15 protein-coding genes are annotated in these 18,831 nt (G+C 64.8%); 2 read left to right on the top strand and 13 right to left on the bottom strand.

All coding sequences use genetic code 11. The features are described from left to right. Positions 1–24: 24 nt before the first annotated feature. The 7 genes from sigX to ppsA form a co-directional block, all read right to left on the bottom strand. Positions 25–615: an RNA polymerase sigma factor SigX gene (gene sigX / locus ACDI39_RS08795; protein ID WP_225786968.1), complete on the bottom strand. Its 591-nt coding sequence runs from the start codon at positions 613–615 to the stop codon at positions 25–27. A 90-nt stretch (positions 616–705) separates the two neighbouring features. Beyond that, positions 706–1,530 (bottom strand): mechanosensitive ion channel family protein, encoded by an 825-nt coding sequence (locus ACDI39_RS08800; protein WP_225786969.1) that lies wholly within the window; start codon positions 1,528–1,530, stop codon positions 706–708. 2 nt (positions 1,531–1,532) lie between these two features. Further along, entirely contained in the window at positions 1,533–1,784 is a 252-nt protein-coding gene (locus tag ACDI39_RS08805; protein ID WP_225786970.1) for a CrfX protein, read from the bottom strand. Between the two features lie 181 nt (positions 1,785–1,965). Then, a complete protein-coding gene (locus ACDI39_RS08810; RefSeq protein ID WP_253080513.1) occupies positions 1,966–2,961 on the bottom strand; it encodes a zinc transporter ZntB in 996 nt (331 codons plus the stop codon). 27 nt (positions 2,962–2,988) lie between these two features. Then, positions 2,989–3,480: a ribonuclease E activity regulator RraA gene (rraA, locus tag ACDI39_RS08815; protein ID WP_225786972.1), complete on the bottom strand. Its 492-nt coding sequence runs from the start codon at positions 3,478–3,480 to the stop codon at positions 2,989–2,991. 292 nt (positions 3,481–3,772) lie between these two features. Next, positions 3,773–4,765: an alpha/beta fold hydrolase gene (locus ACDI39_RS08820; RefSeq protein ID WP_486538400.1), complete on the bottom strand. Its 993-nt coding sequence runs from the start codon at positions 4,763–4,765 to the stop codon at positions 3,773–3,775. A 96-nt stretch (positions 4,766–4,861) separates the two neighbouring features. After that, positions 4,862–7,237, bottom strand: a complete 2,376-nt coding sequence (gene ppsA, locus ACDI39_RS08825; RefSeq protein WP_486538402.1) for a phosphoenolpyruvate synthase — start codon at positions 7,235–7,237, stop codon at positions 4,862–4,864. A gap of 179 nt (positions 7,238–7,416) precedes the next feature. Between ppsA and ppsR the strand changes: the two genes are divergently transcribed. Continuing rightward, positions 7,417–8,235, top strand: coding sequence for a posphoenolpyruvate synthetase regulatory kinase/phosphorylase PpsR (ppsR, locus tag ACDI39_RS08830; RefSeq protein WP_225786975.1), 819 nt, complete (start codon positions 7,417–7,419; stop codon positions 8,233–8,235). 93 nt (positions 8,236–8,328) lie between these two features. Here the strand turns inward: ppsR and ACDI39_RS08835 are convergent, their stop codons facing one another. After that, positions 8,329–13,197 (bottom strand): NAD-glutamate dehydrogenase, encoded by a 4,869-nt coding sequence (locus ACDI39_RS08835; RefSeq protein ID WP_486538404.1) that lies wholly within the window; start codon positions 13,195–13,197, stop codon positions 8,329–8,331. A 352-nt stretch (positions 13,198–13,549) separates the two neighbouring features. On the opposite strand from ACDI39_RS08835, the gene ACDI39_RS08840 reads away from it, so the two are divergent. After that, on the top strand, positions 13,550–13,903 hold the full coding sequence (locus ACDI39_RS08840) for a hypothetical protein (protein ID WP_225786977.1): 354 nt from the start codon (positions 13,550–13,552) through the stop codon (positions 13,901–13,903). Positions 13,904–13,977: 74 nt separating this feature from the next. Here the strand turns inward: ACDI39_RS08840 and ACDI39_RS08845 are convergent, their stop codons facing one another. The 5 genes from ACDI39_RS08845 to ACDI39_RS08865 form a co-directional block, all read right to left on the bottom strand. Next, positions 13,978–15,519, bottom strand: coding sequence for an HAL/PAL/TAL family ammonia-lyase (locus tag ACDI39_RS08845; RefSeq protein ID WP_486538406.1), 1,542 nt, complete (start codon positions 15,517–15,519; stop codon positions 13,978–13,980). A gap of 95 nt (positions 15,520–15,614) precedes the next feature. Then, positions 15,615–16,391 carry an ABC transporter ATP-binding protein gene (locus tag ACDI39_RS08850; protein ID WP_225786979.1) on the bottom strand — a complete coding sequence of 259 codons (777 nt, stop codon included), beginning with the start codon at positions 16,389–16,391 and terminating at the stop codon, positions 15,615–15,617. Between the two features lies 1 nt (position 16,392). Then, the gene (locus tag ACDI39_RS08855) at positions 16,393–17,133 is read right to left on the bottom strand and encodes an ABC transporter permease (protein WP_253100505.1); all 741 of its coding nucleotides are present in this window, start codon (positions 17,131–17,133) and stop codon (positions 16,393–16,395) included. A gap of 13 nt (positions 17,134–17,146) precedes the next feature. Continuing rightward, on the bottom strand, positions 17,147–17,851 hold the full coding sequence (locus ACDI39_RS08860) for an ABC transporter permease (RefSeq protein WP_486538409.1): 705 nt from the start codon (positions 17,849–17,851) through the stop codon (positions 17,147–17,149). 107 nt (positions 17,852–17,958) lie between these two features. Then, a complete protein-coding gene (locus tag ACDI39_RS08865; RefSeq protein WP_225786982.1) occupies positions 17,959–18,801 on the bottom strand; it encodes a transporter substrate-binding domain-containing protein in 843 nt (280 codons plus the stop codon). Positions 18,802–18,831 lie beyond the last annotated feature (30 nt).

The following is an 18,831-nucleotide window of genomic DNA, read 5'->3' on the forward strand; positions in this document are numbered from 1 at the left end:
TTGGTTAGAGGTATTTACCAGCCACTAAGTTTCAGTCAACCCGGCAAATTTCTCTCTAAGCTTGTCGAGCGCCCGTTTGTAGCGCATTTTCGTGGCGCTCAGGCCCATGTGCATGATGTCAGCGATCTCCTGGAACTCCAGCTCTGCGACAAATCGTAGCACCAGGATTTCGCGGTCGATCGGGTTGACATGGACCAGCCATTTATCCAGCCCGCCTTTCTCTTCGGCCTTCGGAGCCTTCTCTTCGGACGCCTCTTCGACAGGGTCCAGACTCAGGGCATCCATCAGCCGTCGCTTGCGACGCTCCTTGCGGTACTGGGTAATGCATTCGTTGTAGGTAATGCTGTAGAGCCAGGTCTTGAACTTGGACTTGCCCTCGAAGTTCTTCAGACCGTACAGCACCTTCAGCATCACTTCCTGACAGACATCGTCCGCATCCCGGTCGTTCCCCAGGTAACGCGCACAGACGTTGAACAGGGTCCGCTGGTAGCGCCGCATGAGTTCCTCATAGGCGCGGGTAACGTGATACAGCTCCTCATGCGAACGCGCCACCAACTCCTCGTCGGTGAGCTCGCGGGGGTCATAGCGCATGGGCAGCGAGTGAACTTTATTCAAAACGGATCTGGCCGACAGTCAGGTCAATGTCGCCGCTCGGCCCCCTTGGGCCGTTTTTCGCGGCGGCATACATTAACAGCTTTTGTGCGGTTAGCGGCTATTGACTCGTTGTTCGAGCAATGCTCGATTGGACAGCGACACCAATTCGCCATCATCGGTCAACAGTGTCGTCTTGACCGTACCGATCTCCTCGATCTGCCCTTCGACCTCGCCAATCTGCACCTGTTGGCCCACTTGGTAGAGTTCGCGAACGTAGATGCCGGCCAGGATCTGCCCGGCGATTTCCCGGCTGCCCAGGCCCATCGCCAGAGCAACGGCCAGACCAACGGTAATCAGGCCGATGACGATCACGTGGTTGAGCAGGTCGGTCTTGACCTCCAGCTGGCTGATGGCCACCGAGATGCTGATGATGATCACCAGCCCCTGGACAATACGCCCGACGCCCGCGGCATATTCCAGGCCGATGCCCTCGGCGGCGCCACGCACCAACCCGTTGACCACCTGTGCCAGGAGTACGCCGGCGAGCAGCACCAGGGCCGCGCCGAACACCTTGGGCAGGTACAGGGCGAGCATGTCGAGGGTCGCCGAGACCCGCTCCAGCCCCAGGGATTCAGCGGCGGACACCAGGAAGATCAGCAGCACGAACCAGTAGACGATCTTGCCGATCAGGGTCGAGATCGGCACCTGGATGCCGACCCGGCCAAGCATCTTGGTCAGCCCGGTACCGCTCATCAGGCGATCCAGGCCGAACTTGGCCAGCAGCTTGGACAACAGCGTATCGAGCAGCTTGGCCACCACGAAGCCGAGCAGCACCACGACCAGGGCACCGAACAGGTTGGGGATGAAGTTCGCCACCTTGGTCCAAAGGGCGGTCATGGCGGTGACCAGGCTCTGGGTCCAGAGATCGAGTTCCATATTCAATCGGCCTTATCAGCTTTTCTGCCAGCGGCAGGGTTGCGGCGCACCGGCGCGACATGCGCCGAGCCATTGTTCACGGCGATCAGCAGCGCCTGGCTCCAGCGGCCCAGCAGACTGAACAGATCGCCCGCGCCGACCTGGCGGTTGGCGGTTTTCAGGACGCGACCCAGGCAGGCGGCGTCGTCGCGGTCATGGCCGGACGGCGATGCCTTGAGCAGGTCACGCAGGGATTCTTCAAACGGATCGTGCATGGGCACCTCGCGCAGTATCTGTCAGAGACGAGGGCGCCGGGCAATGGGTCACACTGGGATGTGGGACGCATGTTTCAAGACCAGCGCAGGACGACCTTTTCGCGGGCAAGCCCTTGAGAGCGGCGCGGTGGCTGTGGGAACGGGCTTGCCCGCGAAAAGACCGCCCCAGCACACTCTTCATCTATACCCACCGCAAGCGTCGGAACAGCCACCACTGCCCCGCCGCCAGCCCCAGCACCACCAGGCAGGCGAAGAGGAAGCCAAAGGGGCTGTCCGCCCCCGGAATACCGCCGACATTGATGCCCAGCAGCCCGGTGACGAAGCTCATGGGCAGGAAGATGCAGGTGATGATGCCGAAGCGGTACATGGTCCGGTTCATCCGTTCGCTACGCCGCCGGTCCTCGGTCTCCAGCACCAGGGCAGCCCTCTCGCGGGTCAGTTCCAGCTCCTCCAGGTAGCGGATCAGGCTGTTGTTGAGCTCGTTCCAGTAATCGGCGTCGGCATCGGCGAACCAGCTCCACTTGTTGCGCGCCAACTGGGCATAGATGTCGCGCTGCGGGGCGAGGAAACGGCGCAGGCCGGCGGCCCGACGGCGGATCTGTTGCAGGCTGCCCTGGGCAGGGCTATACCGTTCGTCGGATTCCACCTTCTCTTCCTCAAGATCGACCACCTCCGACAGGTCGCTGACCAGGGCCTGGACCTTTTCGGTGAGCAGCTCGCCCATCAGCAGCAACAGCTCGGAGGCCGACTTGGGCCCCCGACCTTCCTCCAACTGCTGGAGGATCTCGTCGCTGGCGCGCAGCGGCCGCAGGCGCAGGGACACGACCCGCTGCGCCTGGGCGAAGATACGCACCGAGACCATGTCCTCGGGCTCGGCCCCCGGGTTGAGGTTGACCCCGCGCAGGAACAGCAGCATCTGCTCGCCAGCCAGCGCCAGCAGGCGCGGCCGGGTGTTTTCCTCCAGCAACAGGTCGCAGGCGAACTCACTCAGGCCGCTGTCGCGCAGCAGCCAGCTGCGGGTCTGCGGATGGCTGCGGTCCCAGTGCAGCCAAAGGCTTTCCTGCGGCTGCAGGTCAAGAGCGTCCAGTTCGGTCCGGGCAATCGTGCGTGCGCCGCCTTTACCATCGAGCACCAGGGCATGCACCAGCCCCCACTGCGCGTTGTCTTCCTCGAACATTCAAGCTCCATCAGCGCCCGCGGCGCGTCACTCCGGCATCTGCAGCGGGCTTGGTGAGACGATCACACCGTTGTTGTCGGCATACACGTATTCCCCCGGGCGGAAGGTCACCCCGGCGAAGGTCACCGGCACGTTGAGGTCGCCGATACCGCGCTTGTCGGTCTTCATCGGGTGGCTGGCCAGGGCCTGGACGCCGACGTCGGTCTGCACCAGCACGTCCACGTCACGCACGCAGCCATAGATCACCAGCCCTTCCCAGCCGTTCTTCGCCGCCTTCTCGGCGAGCATGTCGCCCAGCAGCGCCCGGCGCAGCGAGCCACCGCCGTCGACCACCAGGACCTTGCCCTTGCCATCGAGCTCGACCTGCTCCTTGACCAGCGAGTTGTCCTCGAAGCACTTGATGGTGACGATCTGGCCACCGAAGGAATCGCGACCGCCGAAATTGCTGAACATCGGCTCCAGCACCTGGATCAGGTCGGGGTAGGCGTCGCACAGGTCGGGCGTTACGTAATGCTGCATGGGAAACTCCTGTCAGTCACAACGAAAGGGCGGATCTTGCGGGTTGCTGCCAAGGCTACACCTTGGGTGGTGTCGCAGTCACCCAGGACCGAGCAGTCATGTTTGCGGCGCCTGTACTGGCCCATTCGCGGGCAAGCCCGCTCCCACAGGGACCGCTGCTGAACTTCCGGATTGCGCTGTCCCTGTGAGAGATCACCCAGCGCTGCCGCGCAGAGAACAGAGAGCGAAAGGGCAACGAGAACCCTGTGGGAGCGGGCTTGCCCGCGAATGGGCCAGTACAGGCGCGTAAAACTCAACTGGCAGGCACAGCCTCCGTCACCCCCACCGCCCCGTGCAACGGCGCCAGCGGGTCACGCAGCCAGCGCTCCACCAACGGCCACACCTGCGCCTGGGCCGCCTTGCTGACCAGCATGTCGACATGCCCGAAGGCATCGAAGCCCTCCTCGCGCCCCAGACGCAGGAACTGCTTGTGCCCACCGCCCAGTTGCTCGAACAGCTTGCGACAGGCCCACACCGGATCCTGGTAATCCGCCGCCCCCGCCACGGCCAGCACCGGCACCTCGACCTGCGCCAGCCCTGCCCACCAGTCGTCCTGCTTGTCGCCGAAACGCCCGAACAGGCCATGCCAGCGCAGGCTCTCCAGGGCCAGGCCTATCGGTTCGTCCTCTGGGCCACGCTTGAGCCGTGAGCCGGACAACTGGCCGAAGCGCTTGAGCAGCAGGCGAGCGCTCCAGGCCACCGGCGGGACTTTCAACGGCCAGTAGACCCGGCTGACCTGGGTGCCGAAGAACGCCGCGCTGGCCACGCTGCCGGCCTGCAGGTAACCCCCACCGAGCGCGGCGGCCAGGGTGGTGCCGCCAAGGGAGTGACCGATCCAGTGCGCGACCTGCCCGCTCTGCTCCTGGACGAACGCGGCGATCACCGGCAGGTCGAAGCAGGCGTAGTCGGCGACCCGGTTGTGGCGCCAGGCGCGATTGCGCGGCGACAGGCCGTGCCCCCGCATCTCCGGGATCCACACATCGAAGCCAGCGCGTGCCAGGTAGGCCCCCAGGCCAATCCCCTTGGGCGAATACCAGAACCGCCGGTTGGAGAAACTGCCATGCAGGAGGATCACCGGCACGCCCTGGGCGCGGGGCTGGTCGGCCTGGCCCAGGCGGGTCATGGCCAGCTCGACGCTGGGGTCGGGGCTGTTGCCGGCCTTGATCCGGTACACGTCTTCGCTGAGGTCGCCGCGGCGCTCGGCACTGAGCAGGGCCACGGGGAACAAGGTACTGCTGCTTTGCATAGGTCGATTGCACAAAAAAGGGCGGGATCCATTGCTGGAACTCGCCCTGGATGAAACCAGGCGGGAGCGCCATGGGGCGCTCCCGCGTTCACTGCCTCATGCCGCGCCCTGGTCCTCGGCCAGGAAGAACCAGGTCTCGAGCACCGAGTCCGGGTTCAGCGACACGCTCTCGATACCCTGCTCCATCAGCCACTTGGCAAGATCCGGGTGGTCCGACGGGCCCTGGCCGCAGATGCCGATGTACTTGCCGGCCTTGTTGCACGCCTGGATGGCGTTGGCCAGCAGCTTCTTCACGGCCGGGTTACGCTCGTCGAACAGGTGGGCGATGATCCCCGAGTCGCGATCCAGGCCCAGGGTCAGCTGGGTCAGGTCGTTGGAGCCGATGGAGAAGCCGTCGAAGTATTCGAGGAACTCGTCGGCCAGCAGCGCGTTGGACGGCAGCTCGCACATCATGATCACGCGCAGGCCGTTGACGCCACGGCCCAGGCCGTTCTCGGCGAGCAGGTCGACCACCTGGCTGGCCTCGCCCAGGGTGCGCACGAACGGCACCATGATCTCGACGTTGGTCAGGCCCATCTCGTCGCGCACGCGCTTGAGGGCGCGGCACTCGAGCTCGAAGCAGTCACGGAACGACTCGCTGATGTAGCGCGAGGCGCCACGGAAGCCCAGCATCGGGTTCTCTTCTTCCGGCTCGTACAGCTTGCCGCCGATCAGGTTGGCGTATTCGTTGGACTTGAAGTCCGACAGGCGCACGATGACCTTTTTCGGGTAGAAGGCCGCCGCCAGGGTGCTGATGCCCTCGACCAGCTTCTCGACGTAGAAACCGACCGGGTCGTTGTAGCCGGCGATGCGCTTGTCGACGCTTTCTTTCAGGTCCGCCGGCAGGCCGGCATAGTTCAGCAGTGCCTTGGGGTGCACGCCGATCATGCGGTTGATGATGAACTCCAGGCGCGCCAGGCCGACACCGGCGTTGGGCAGTTGGGCGAAGTCGAAGGCACGGTCCGGGTTGCCGACGTTCATCATGATCTTGAACGGCAGTTCCGGCATGGCATCGACCGAGTTCTGCTTGACGTCGAAGCCCAGCTCGCCTTCGAAGATGAAGCCGGTGTCGCCTTCGGCGCAGGACACGGTCACGCCCTGGCCGTCCTTGAGCACCTGGGTGGCGTTGCCGCAACCGACCACGGCCGGGATACCCAGTTCACGGGCGATGATCGCCGCGTGGCAGGTACGCCCGCCACGGTTGGTGACGATGGCGCTGGCGCGCTTCATGACCGGTTCCCAGTCCGGGTCGGTCATGTCGGAGACCAGCACGTCGCCCGGTTGCACCTTGTCCATCTCGGACACGTCGTTGATCACGCGGACCTTGCCGGCACCGATGCGCTGGCCGATGGCACGGCCCTCGACCAGGACGATGCCCTTTTCCTTGAGCAGGTAGCGCTCCATGACATTGGCGCTGGCGCGGCTCTTCACGGTCTCCGGGCGCGCCTGGACGATGTACAGCTTGCCGTCGTCACCGTCCTTGGCCCACTCGATGTCCATCGGGCGCTGGTAGTGCTGCTCGATGATCATCGCCTGCTTGGCCAGTTCGCTGACTTCGGCATCGCTCAGGCAGAAGCGCGCGCGGTCGGCACGGTCGACCTCGACGGTCTTGACCGAACGGCCGGCCTTGGCTTCGTCGCCATAGACCATCTTGATGGCCTTGCTGCCCAGGTTACGGCGCAGGATGGCCGGACGGCCGGCCTGCAGGGTGCTCTTGTGCACGTAGAATTCGTCGGGGTTGACCGCGCCTTGCACCACGGTCTCGCCCAGGCCGTAGGCGCCGGTGATGAACACCACGTCACGGAAGCCCGACTCGGTGTCGAGGGTGAACATCACGCCGGCGGTACCGGTTTCCGAACGGACCATGCGCTGCACGCCGGCGGACAGGGCGACCAGCTTATGGTCGAAGCCCTGGTGCACGCGGTAGGCGATGGCGCGGTCGTTGAACAGGGAGGCGAAGACTTCCTTGGCGGCGCGGATGACATTGTCGACGCCACGGATGTTCAGGAAGGTTTCCTGCTGGCCGGCGAAGGACGCGTCCGGCAGGTCCTCGGCGGTGGCCGAGGAGCGCACGGCGACGGCGAGATTGGGGTTGCCCTTGCTCAACTCGGCGAAGGCGCTGCGGATCTCGGCGTCCAGGCGCGGGGGGAATTCGGCGTCCATGACCCACTGGCGGATCTGCGCGCCAGTCTTGGCCAGGGCGTTGACGTCGTCGACGTCCAGCGCATCGAGCGCGGCGTGGATGCGGTCGTTCAGGCCGCTCTGTTCGAGAAAATCGCGGTACGCCTGAGCCGTAGTGGCAAAGCCGCCCGGCACCGATACGCCGGCACCTGCGAGGTTACTGATCATCTCGCCCAGGGATGCGTTCTTGCCCCCCACATGCTCTACATCATGGACGCCGAGCTTATCGAGGGAAACTACGTACTCTACCAAGGTGATCTCTCCACTAACTGTATTGGAAAAGCTCAAGGGCGCCCGCCTGCCTGCTCAGACTTGGCCGGACGCTTGTGGCCTGGACCTGGAAAATAAGTGAGAATGCCGAACAACCGTGTTCGGCAAACCGAACGTATCATACTCCAGAAAACTTCGGCAGCTTAAGGCCCAGGGTGCAAATGAAACGATCCGCGTTCTTCATCTCCGACGGTACCGGCATCACTGCAGAAACGCTGGGGCAAAGCCTGCTCGCACAATTCGATAGCATTCCTTTCAATAAATTCACCCGCCCGTACATCGACACCCCGGACAAGGCACGGGCCATGGTCGAGCAGATCAATGCCGCGGCCGAGCGCGACGGGATGCGGCCGATCATCTTCGACACCATCGTCAACCAGGACATCCGTGAGATCCTGGCCACCTCCAACGGCTTCATGATCGACATCTTTTCGACGTTTTTGTCCCCGCTGGAGCAGGAATTGACCGCCCATTCGTCGTATAGCGTGGGCAAGTCCCACTCGATCGGCGGCAATTCCAACTACATGGAGCGTATCGAGGCGGTCAACTTCGCACTGGACAACGACGACGGCGCGCGTACCCGCTACTACGACAAGGCCGACCTGATCCTGGTGGGCGTGTCGCGTTGCGGCAAGACCCCCACCTGCCTATACATGGCCATGCAGTTCGGCATCCGCGCCGCCAACTACCCGCTGACCGAGGACGACATGGAGCGCCTGCAGTTGCCGACGGTGCTGAAGAAGTACCAGGACAAGCTGTTCGGCCTGACCATCGACCCCGACCGCCTCACCGCCATCCGCCACGAGCGCAAGCCCAACAGCCGCTACTCCAGCTTCGCCCAGTGCGAGTTCGAGGTACGCGAGGTGGAAAACCTGTTCCGCCGGGAAAACATCCCCAACATCAACTCCACGCACTTCTCGGTCGAAGAGATCGCGGCGAAGATCCTGGTAGAGAAAGGCGTGGAGCGGCGGTTCAAGTAAGCTGCAAGAAAGAGCAGCGGTGCCGGGGCCCGCACCGTCTCAAGCCAGAAAGCTGCAAGCAAGACCAACGCGGTCTGCTTGCAGCTTGTCGCTTCAGTTGGCCGGCAGGAGCGCCGCCTGCCCGCTCATGGCCAGGTCCACCAGCTCACGGTTGGCCACCGCGTACATGGCGTAGTCGGTGCCGGTGGCGTTGCGCAGGTCGTCGAGCATGGCACGCCAGCGCTCCACCATCACCCGGTGCTGCTCGATCCACAGGGCCACGCGGGCGTCCATGTCCTCCGGCGCATCGGCCATCTGCAGCACGGAAATGGTGATGGCGCGCTGCTGCAGGTCGATATCGTCGCGGTACGCCTCGCGGGCCAGGGCCTGCCAGTTGTTCTCCACCGACAGGTTGCTGATCTCCTGCAGGTACCAGGTCAGGTCCAGGGCACTGCCCACGGCGAAGAACGCCTTGGCCACCAGGGCCGGGTCGCGGCCGGTGACGTCCGAAGCCTCGATGATCGGCAGCAGGGTGTACAGGTGGGTGGTGCCGGCGACCATGCGCGCCAGCAGCTCCGGCACCCCGGCCTCGACGAAGCCCTGGTAGCGCTGCTGCCAGCGTTCGCGGGTCGGGCCCTCCAGCAGTTCGTCGAGCTTGAGCCCCAGCTGGGCGATCTTCGGCCCGAAATGGGCCACGTCGCGACCGGCATCCTGCTCGTTGCGACGGCTGCGCAGGAACCAGCGGGTGGCGCGGCGGCCCAGGCGCATCAGCTCGTCCATCAGGGTCAGCTGGATCTCGGCCGGTACCTGGTAGTCCAGGGCCTCGATCTGGCGGAACCAGTGCGGCAGGTGGAAGATGTCGCGCACGATCACATAAGCCCCGGCGACGTTGGCCGGGCTCATGCCGGTGGACTCCTTCAGGCGCTGGACGAAGGTGATGCCCATGTTGTTGACCAGGTCGTTGGCGATCTGGTTGCTGACGATCTCGCGCTTGAGGCGGTGGCGGCGCATGGCCTCGGCGAACTTGCTGACCAGCGACGGCGGGAAGGCGGTCTCCATGTCGCGGGTCAGGTAGTCGTCGTCCGGTACCAGCGACTTGAGCAACTGCTCCTTGAGGTCGATCTTGCTGTAGGAGATCAGCACCGACAGCTCGGCGCGGGTCAGGCTCTGGCCCACGGCCAGGCGCTCGGCCAGCAGCTCCTCCGACGGCAGGAACTCGATGGCCCGGTCGAGCTTGCCACGCCCCTCCAGGTCGGCCATCAGGCGCTTGTACTCGGCGATCCGCTCGCGGGCGCGACGGGCCGCCAGCGACAGGGCCTGGGTCTGCTTGTAGTTGTTGCCCAGCACCAGGCCGGCGACTTCGTCGGTCATGCTGCCCAGCAGTTGGTTGCGCTGCTTCTCGGTCATGTCGCCACCCTGCACCACTTCGTTGAGCAGGATCTTGATGTTGACCTCGTGGTCGGAGCAGTCCACCCCGCCGGCGTTGTCGATGAAGTCGGTGTTGGTGGCGCCGCCGTTGAGGCCGAACTCGACCCGGCCAAGCTGGGTCATGCCCAGGTTGCCGCCCTCGCCCACCACCTTGCAGCGCAGCTCGTCGCCATTGACCCGCAGGGCATCGTTGGCCTTGTCGCCGACATCGGCGTGGCTCTCGCTGCTGGCCTTGACGTAGGTGCCGATGCCGCCGTTCCACAGCAGGTCGACCGGGGCCTTGAGCAGTGCGTGCAGAAGTTCGGTCGGGGTCAGGCGGTCAGCCTCGATGGCGAAACGTTCCTTCATCTGCGGGCTGATGGCGATGCTCTTGGCACTGCGCGGGAAAATCCCGCCGCCTTCGGACATGATGCTGGTGTCGTAGTCGCTCCAGGCCGAGCGCGGCAACTCGAACAGGCGCTTGCGCTCGAGGAAGCTGGTGGCCGGGTCCGGGTTCGGGTCGATGAAGATGTGCAGATGGTTGAACGCCGCGACCAGCTTGAGCTTGTCGGACATCAGCAGGCCGTTGCCGAACACGTCGCCGGCCATGTCGCCGATACCGATCACGGTGATCGGGTCTTCCTGCACGTTGATGCCGCGCTCGCGGAAGTGGCGCTGCACGCCGACCCAGGCGCCACGGGCGGTGATGCCCATCTTCTTGTGGTCGTAACCGGCCGAGCCGCCCGAAGCGAAGGCGTCGCCCAGCCAGAAGCCGTAGTCGATGGCGATACCGTTGGCGATGTCGGAGAAGGTCGCGGTGCCCTTGTCCGCCGCCACCACCAGGTAGGGGTCGTCGTCATCGTGGCGGACCACGTTGGCCGGCGGCACCACGCCGCCGTCCTTGAGGTTGTCGGTGATGTCGAGCAGGCCCGAGATGAAGATCCGGTAGCAGGCGATGCCTTCGGCCTGGATGTCGTCACGGCTGCCGCCCAGCGGCAGGCGGCGCGGCAGGAAGCCGCCCTTGGCACCGACCGGGACGATCACCGAGTTCTTCACCTGCTGGGCCTTGACCAGGCCGAGCACCTCGGTGCGGAAGTCTTCCTCGCGGTCCGACCAGCGCAACCCACCACGGGCGACGTTGCCAAAGCGCAGGTGCACGCCCTCGACCCGTGGCGAATAGACGAAGATCTCGAACTTCGGCACCGGCTTGGGCAGCTCGGGGATCAACTTCGGATTGAACTTGAAGCTGAAGTACGGCTTGTTCTGGCCATTGGCGTCCGGCTGGTAGAAGTTGGTGCGCAGGGTGGCCTTGATCAGGTCCAGGTAGCGACGCAGGATGCGGTCCTCGTTGAGCACCTGGACCTCGTCCAGGGCGCTGAGGATGGCCTGCTCCAGGCGCTGCTGCTTGTCGTCCAGGTCGTCCTGGGTGAGCTTGCGCGCCAGGTAGAAGCGGGTCTTGAACAACCGGGTCAGCTCGCGGGCGATGTCGGTGTGGTTGTTCAGGGTCGCGGCGATGTAGCCCAGGTCGAAGCCCAGGCGGATCTGCTTGAGGTAGCGGGCGTAGGCGCGCAGCAACGCCACGTCGCGCCACGGCAGGCCGGCGGTGAGCACCAGGCGGTTGAAGGCGTCGTTCTCGGCGTCGCCCTTGACGATGTGGATGAAGGCGTCCTGGAGGATGTCGTTGAGTTGCTGGATGTCCAGCTCCATGCCTTCGCTGTAGGTGAAGGCGAAGTCGTGGATCCAGAACTCACGGCCACTGGCGTGGCGCAGGCGATAGGGGAACTCGCCGAGCACGCGCAGGCCGAGGTTCTCCAGGATCGGCAGCACGTCCGACAGGGCCAATGGCGTGTCGGCGTGGTACAGCTTGCAGTGCAACTGGCGCTCGCTGAGCTGGGTCAGCGGTTGGTAGAAGCTCATCGCCAGCGGCTTGCTCTCGGACAATGCCAGCACGTGCTGCATGTCGACCACCGCCGAATGGGCGGCGAAGCGCTCGCGGTAGCCGGCCGGGAAGCCCTTGGGGAAGTCGGCGAGGATGTTGGTGCCCTGGGCCTCGCCGAAGTTCTCGATGACCAGCGCCGAATAGTCGTCGTGCCACGAGCGGCAGGCCTGGATCACCTCGTTCTCCAGCTGCTGCGGGTCGATGTCGATGCGGTTCTTCGGATCGACCCGCAGGATCAACTGCACCCGCGCCAACACCGACTCGGAGAAGAACGTCCAGAACTCGCAGTCGCTGGCCTTCAGGCGCTCCATCAGCACCTGCTGGATCTTCTGCCGCACCTCGGTGGAGTAGATCTCCCGCGGTACATAGGCCAGGCAATAGCAGAAGCGCCCGTACGGGTCCTTGCGCAGGAACACGCGGATCTTGTTGCGTTCCTGGATCTGCACGATGGCCATGACGGTGCTGAACAACTCGTCGATCGGCGTCTGGAACAGGTCGTCGCGCGGCAGCACCTCCAGCACCTGGGCCAGCTCCTTGCCCAGGTGGGCCTTGGGATCGAAGTGCGAGCGGCGCTCGATCTCGGCCACCTTGCCACGGATGTAGGGGATGGTGCGCACGCTCTCGCCGTACACCGAGGAGGTGTACAAGCCCATGAAACGGCACTCCTTGACCACCTTGCCATCGTCGTCGATCTGCCGGATCGACACGTAGTCGGGGTAGGCCGGACGATGCACGCGGCTGGGTTGCGAGGCCTTGGCGAACGACAGCAGGCGCGGCTCGCGCAGGTAGGCGACGGCGTAGTCCTCGATGCGCAGGTCATCGATGCCGAGCCCGGCGCGCAGCAGGCGGGTCAGACCAAGGAACGAGCCCTCGTCGTAGACCAGGTGGCCACCATCGGCGTCCGACTCGACGGTGAACTCCTCGTAGCCGAGGAAGGTGAAATGGTTGTCCAGCAGCCACGCCAGGAAGCTCTGCACCTCGGCCTTGTCATGCTGCTCCGGGCCGAACCCGGTCTGCTCCACCAGCGCCAGCAGGTCGCGGACCTTGGCCTTCATCGGCTCGAAGTCGTCCACCGCCACCCGCACCTCGGCCAACACCTGGTCCAACTCACGGGTCAGGGTGTTGAGCTCGGCGGCGTTGGCGCAGCGGTCGATCTCCAGGTACATCAGCGACTCGTGGCTGATGCCCTCGCCCTGGGTGCCCTTGGGCAGCAGCTCGAGCAGCTCGCCCTTGGCCCCACGCCGCGCGCTCAGCACCGTGGTCTGCAGGGTGTGGATGCTGTAGCCGCGACGGTTGAGCTCGGTGCGCACCGAATCGACCAGGAACGGCAGGTCGTGGTGCAGCACCTCGACCACGGTGTGGGTCGACTGCCAGCCGTGGCGCTCGTAGTCGGGGTTGTAGACCCGCACCTGTGGCTGCGCGGGGTCGAAGCGTTCGATGATGCGCCAGGCAGAGAGGGTGCAGCCGGCCAGGTCGGACAGCCTGCGTTGGGTGAGTTCGTCCAGAGAGATGATGCCGAAGAACTGTTCGGCGAACAGGGCCACTTGTGGCAGTGCCTGTTCGCTGATGTGCTGCGCCAGGGCCGCTTGCAGTTGATGCTGGAAGTCGGCTTTGCTGGCTGCGGTGAAGAACGCCATCTGTGGTACTCCGCTTGGGCTTTGTTATGTGTGAAGCGTCGCGTGCGTCCGCCGTGTACGGATCAACGATAGCCAACCCGTGGCGACAGGACGATGAAAACCAGGCGTTTGGACGTGACCGGCACGCCCATCCGTTCCATGGATGGGCACCTGCAAAGACGACTGCCGCCTCGGGCCGTGGCTTTACGGGTGACCATCGACTGGGCAGCTTAACGACTGAGCGGTCATCACGGCTTGCAGCGCTGCGACAATTTCGGTCAAGGGGCGGTAACTTTCCGTTTATGGATGTTCGCGGGGCTGTCAGAATGGCCTTTCGTCCCCCGACCCCGCTCCATGCAACGGAAGCCACCCCATGCAACTGAAAACCGCCCTGCTCTTCGCCACCCCTTGCGACGAGGAGGAAGACAACATGGCGACCCTGTGCTGCCACAGCGACAGGGGCCAGATGTTCTTGCTCACCCGCTACCCGGACGAGGACACGGTGGACCTGACCCTGGACGACGAGCCGTCGACGCTCGATGGCCTGAAGGTGACCTTCAGCGCCACACGCCTGCTGATCGAGGTGGCGGCGGGGGATCGCGATGCACTCAAGGGCGCATCGCAGCTGGAAATCGTCCTGACATCGCCGGGGACGGACCTGATGGAGGTAGAGCAGACCCTGCGCAATATCCTCGACGGCACCGGCACCTACGTCAGCGAGCTTTGAGCTGCAAGCTTTCCGAGCCGCAAGCAGGCCTGTGTGAAGGCTGCTTGCGGTTTTTCAGTCCCTGCGGCTTGCAGCTATCCGATAGCCCCCTCGACCACGGCCAACACCTCGCCCTCGCGCAACTGCTCGGTCACCGCGACGATGTCCGGGTAGAACGCCCGGTCTTCGTCGGCCACCGGCACCCGGCTGCGTACCAGCTCATACAAGGCGCGGGTGGCGCTGGAGGCCTTGGCCGGGTCGTGGAAGTCCAGGGCCTGGCAGCCGACCAGCAGCTCGATCGCCAGCACCGACTCCAGCTTGCGCGACACCTGGTAGGCCTTGATCGCCGCGCTGAAGGCAAAGCTGACCGGGTCTTCCTGGTTGCCACAGGTCGAAACGCTGTCGATCGTCGCCGGGTGCGACAGCACCTTCATCTCGCCCAGCAACCCCGCCGCGGTGTATTGGATGATCATGTAGCCGTTGTTCAGGCCCGGGTTGCGCACCAGGAACGCCGGCATTTCGCTGAAGTGCGAGTTGACCATGCGGTCGGTACGCCGCTCGGAGATCTTCGCCAGGTTGGTCATCGCATTGCACAGGGTGTCGGCAGCCATGCCCACGAAGGAGCCGTCGAAATTCGCCCCGGAGATGGCGATGCCATTGCCCTCGGTGGTCGGGTAGATCACTGGGTTGTCGCCGGACGAGGCGATCTCGTTGTCGATGCAGGCCTGGGCATAGGCGATGAAGCGCTTGGAGGCGCCATGCACCTGGGGGATGGCGCGCAGGCTGTAGGTGTCCTGCAGACGGTAGTCGATGTGTTCTTCGATCAACCGACTGTCGCCCAGCAGGCGCTTGATGTAGCTGGCGGTCTGGGCCTGCTCGGCGTAGGCCTTGACCGAATGGTAACGGGGGTCGAAGGCGCGGATGGTCCCCTTGAGCACCTGCAGCGAGATCGCCGCGGCCACGTCTGCCGCCTGGGCGGCCTGGTTGGCGTTGTACTGGGCCAGGGTGGCGATGGCGGTGACCGAGGTCGTGCCGTTGAGCATCGCCAGGCCTTCCTTGCACTGCAGCTCGATCGGCTGCAGGCCCACCTGGCGCAGCGCCGCCGCGCCATCGATCCAGTCGCCCCCCGCGACCCGGGCCTTGCCCTCGCCGATCAGCACCAGGGCCAGGTGGCCTTCAGGGCCCAGGTAGCCCACCGAGCCCTCGCCCGGCGCGAATGGCATGACATCGTGGTTGAGCAGGCCGGCAATCTGTTCGAGCAAGGCCATGCGCACGCCGGAGAACCCCTTGCCCAGGCTGACCAGGATCATCAACTGGATCGCCCGCACCTGCTCGCGATTGAGCAGCTCGCCCACCGACACCGCATGGGAGCGCACGATGTTCACCTGCAGGGTCTGGGCATCTTCCGGCGAAATGACATGGCGGACGTTGTCGCCAAAACCGGTGGTCACGCCATAGACCAGGCGGTTTTCCGCCAGAAAACGCTCGACCAGGCCACGCGAGCGGTCGACCCGGGCGCGATAGGCATCGGAAAACCGCACCTTCGCCGAGTAGCGGGCGACCGCGATGAACTCCTCGAGGGAAGGCTTGGCGTCGTCCAGGGTAACGGTGGCAATGTCTTTCGGGTGAATACGCATGGTGCTCTGCTCTCTCTACTCATTGGCCTTTTTCAGGGCGCAGGAAGCCCGTCCTGTTCAGGGACAGGCGAAAAAACGTCGGGTAACCGGGGGGCTCAGGCCTGGCTGAGGATGAACCGGCTGAAACGCTCCGAGCGCTGGTCCTTGAACATCTCCTCTGGCGTGCCCTGGGCTTCGATCAGCCCCTGGTGCATGAACACCACGCGGTTGGAGACGTTGCGGGCGAAGCCCATCTCATGGGTCACCACCAACATGGTCCGGCCCTCTTCGGCGAGCGCTCGCATCACCTTCAGCACTTCGCCGACCAGCTCCGGGTCGAGCGCCGAGGTGGGCTCGTCGAACAGGATGACCCGTGGGCGCATCGCCAGGGTGCGGGCGATCGCCACGCGCTGCTGCTGGCCCCCCGAGAGGAACGCCGGGTAGTGGTTGCGCTTGTCCGCCATGCCGACCTTCTCGAGCAGCGCCTCGGCCTGTTCGAGGCACTCGGCGCGCGGCCGCTTCTGCACATGCAGCGGCCCTTCGATGACGTTCTGCAACACCGTCATGTGCGACCACAGCCCAAAGCTCTGGAACACCATGCCAAGCTCCGGGCGCAGGCGGTCGACCTGGCGCCGGTCGGCGGGCACCGGCAGCCGGTGGCGCCCCCGCTTGAACGCGATCTGCTCGCCGGCGACACGGATCTCGCCGGCGTCCGGGGTTTCCAGCAGGTTGATGCAACGCAGGAAGGTGCTCTTGCCCGAGCCACTGGAGCCGAGGATCGACACCACATCGCCCTGGTACGCCTCCAGCGAGATGCCCTTGAGCACCTCCAGGCTACCGAAGGACTTGCGGATATGTTTCACCTGCAGTACCGGATCGTTGCCAATAGTCATGTCAGTTACCCCTTCGCACGCTGAATGCGTACTTTCTTGTCGTTGTTCGCGTGGCCGCCGGCTGTCGGGGAGACAGCCAGCGCTCGAGCCACGCCAGTGTGCGGACGATCAGGAAGTTCAGAACCAGGTAGATGAGCGCTGCGCAGAGGAACACCTCGAGCGTGCGGTAGGTTTCCGAGATGATTCGCTGGGCCACGCCCGAGATCTCGTAGACCGTCACCAGGCTGGCCAGCGAGGTGGCCTTCATCATCAGGATGATTTCCGTGGAGTAGGCCGGCAGGCAGCTGCGCAGGGCGATCGGGATGATGATCCGCCGCGCCAGCAGCCCGCCAGACATACCCGCCGCCCGCCCCGCTTCGACCTGTTGCGCCGGCACCGCCAGCAGGCCACCGCGGAAGATCTCCGCCATGTAGCCCGCCGTGCACAAGCCCAGGGCGATCACCGCGCAAGCCAGCGGGTCGCGCAGCACCGGCCACAACGGGCTCTGGCGCACCTCGGGGAACTGGCTCAGGCCGTAGTACAGCAGGAACAGCTGGATCAACAACGGCGAGCCGCGAAACAGGAAGATGTAGCCACGCGCCAGGTGACGCAACGCGGCCACGTCGCAGACCCGCAGCCACACCACCAGCAGCGCCAGCAGCGTGCCAACGGCCACCGAGGCGGCGAACAGCACCAGGGTGGTCGGCAAGGCCCGCAGCAGTTGCAGCAGGGTGTCGCACAAGAACGCAAAGTCGATGGACATGTCGAGCCCCTCTTCAGCCGCGGCGCAAGGTTCTGCCAAGCCGCAGCTCGGCACGTGAGAACACCAGGTTGGAAACCCCCGTGAGCAGCAGGTAGAGCGCGCACCCGGTCATGAAGAACAGCACGAACTCCCCGGTGGAGGCCGCGGCGACCCGGCTGGCGCGCATCAGCTCGACCAACCCGGTCACCGAGATCAGCGCCGAGTCCTTCAGGCTGATCTGCCAGACCCCGCCAAGCCCCGGCAAGGCAAAACGCAGCACTTGCGGCGCGATGATCCGGCGAAAGCGCATCAGCATCGGCATGCCGATCGCCTTGGCCGCCTCCAGCTCGTTGCGCGAGACGGCCTGGAAGGCGCCACGGTAGACCTCCGCCTGGTAGGCGCCAGAGACCACGCCGACCGCCAGCGCCCCCACCAGGAAAGCCGGCATGCCGATGAAACCCTCGGCGCCGAACAGTTGGCCGACCTGGCCCACCAGGGCCGAACCACCATAGAAGAACAGATAGATCACCAGCAGTTCAGGTACCCCCCGAAACACCGTGGTGTAGGCATCGCCCAACACCCGCAGCAGGCCGTTGTCCTGAAGTTTCGCCGCCGCCACCAGCGCGCCGAGCAGCGCACCGACCAACAAGGCGGCCAGGGTCACCAATAGCGTCATGAGCGCGGCCAGCAGCAGCACGCCGTCCCAGCCCTGTGCGCCAAATCCGAGCAAATCGATCACGTGTACGCCCACCCATAGCCATGTCAGGGAGCGCTCGGCCGAGGCCGCCGCGTGCAGTGCCTGCGTCGCCGGGCATCAGGGACGATGCCCGGCGACGCCCCAGAGGTTCAGGGGGTTGGCGGGGTGAAGTCGTGCTTGAACCACTTGCGGCTCAGCTCGCTGATGGTGCCATCGGCGATCAACGAGGCAATCGCCGCATCCAGCTTGGCCTTGAGCTCCGGCTCGCCCTGGCGGATGCCGAAAGCCTCGCCTTCGCCCCAGATCGGCCCGTTGATCGCCGGGCCCACCAGCACCACCTCGCTGCCGGCGCGTTGCATTTCCCCGGCGAGAAAGCCCAGGTCCTCGAACACCACGTCGACGCGACCGTTCTTCAGGTCCATCAGCGGCTCCGGTGGGGTCTTGTACTCGCGGATGGTCGCCACCTTGCCGAACTGGTCATGGATGAACGTGCTGTACACGGTGCCCGAGACGATACCTATGAGCTTGCCTTCGAGCCGTTTGCGCAAGTCATCGACCCTTGGCGTGTCCTGCGCCGGGTCGCCCTGCAGTTGCAACGTGCCGTCACCCAGGTCGATGCCGCTGGAGCGCAGGGCAACGAAGGTGGCCGGTGCCTTGGTGTAGGGGCGCGAGAAGTCGATCACCTGGCGCCGCTGCGGGCTGATCGCCAGGGCATCCATGACCACGTCGAACTTGCCGGCCTTAAGGCCCGGGATCAGGCCATCCCAGTCCTGGGCGACGATCTTGCAACGGACCTGCATGCGTTCGCACAGCACCTTGGCCATCTCCGGCTCGAAGCCATCGAAGGTGCCATCCGGGCGGGTGCGGTTCCAGGGTTCGTAGACGCCCTCCGTGGCGATCTGGATGCTGTCCCAGTCCTTGGCTGGGGCGTTGAAACTGGTCAGGGCCATCAACAACGAGCAGGCGGCGAATCCGATTTTCTTGTTGTTCATTCTTATTCTCCGATGCGAGACCACGAAGGT

Source organism: Pseudomonas sp. Tun-23181, from assembly GCF_057415455.1.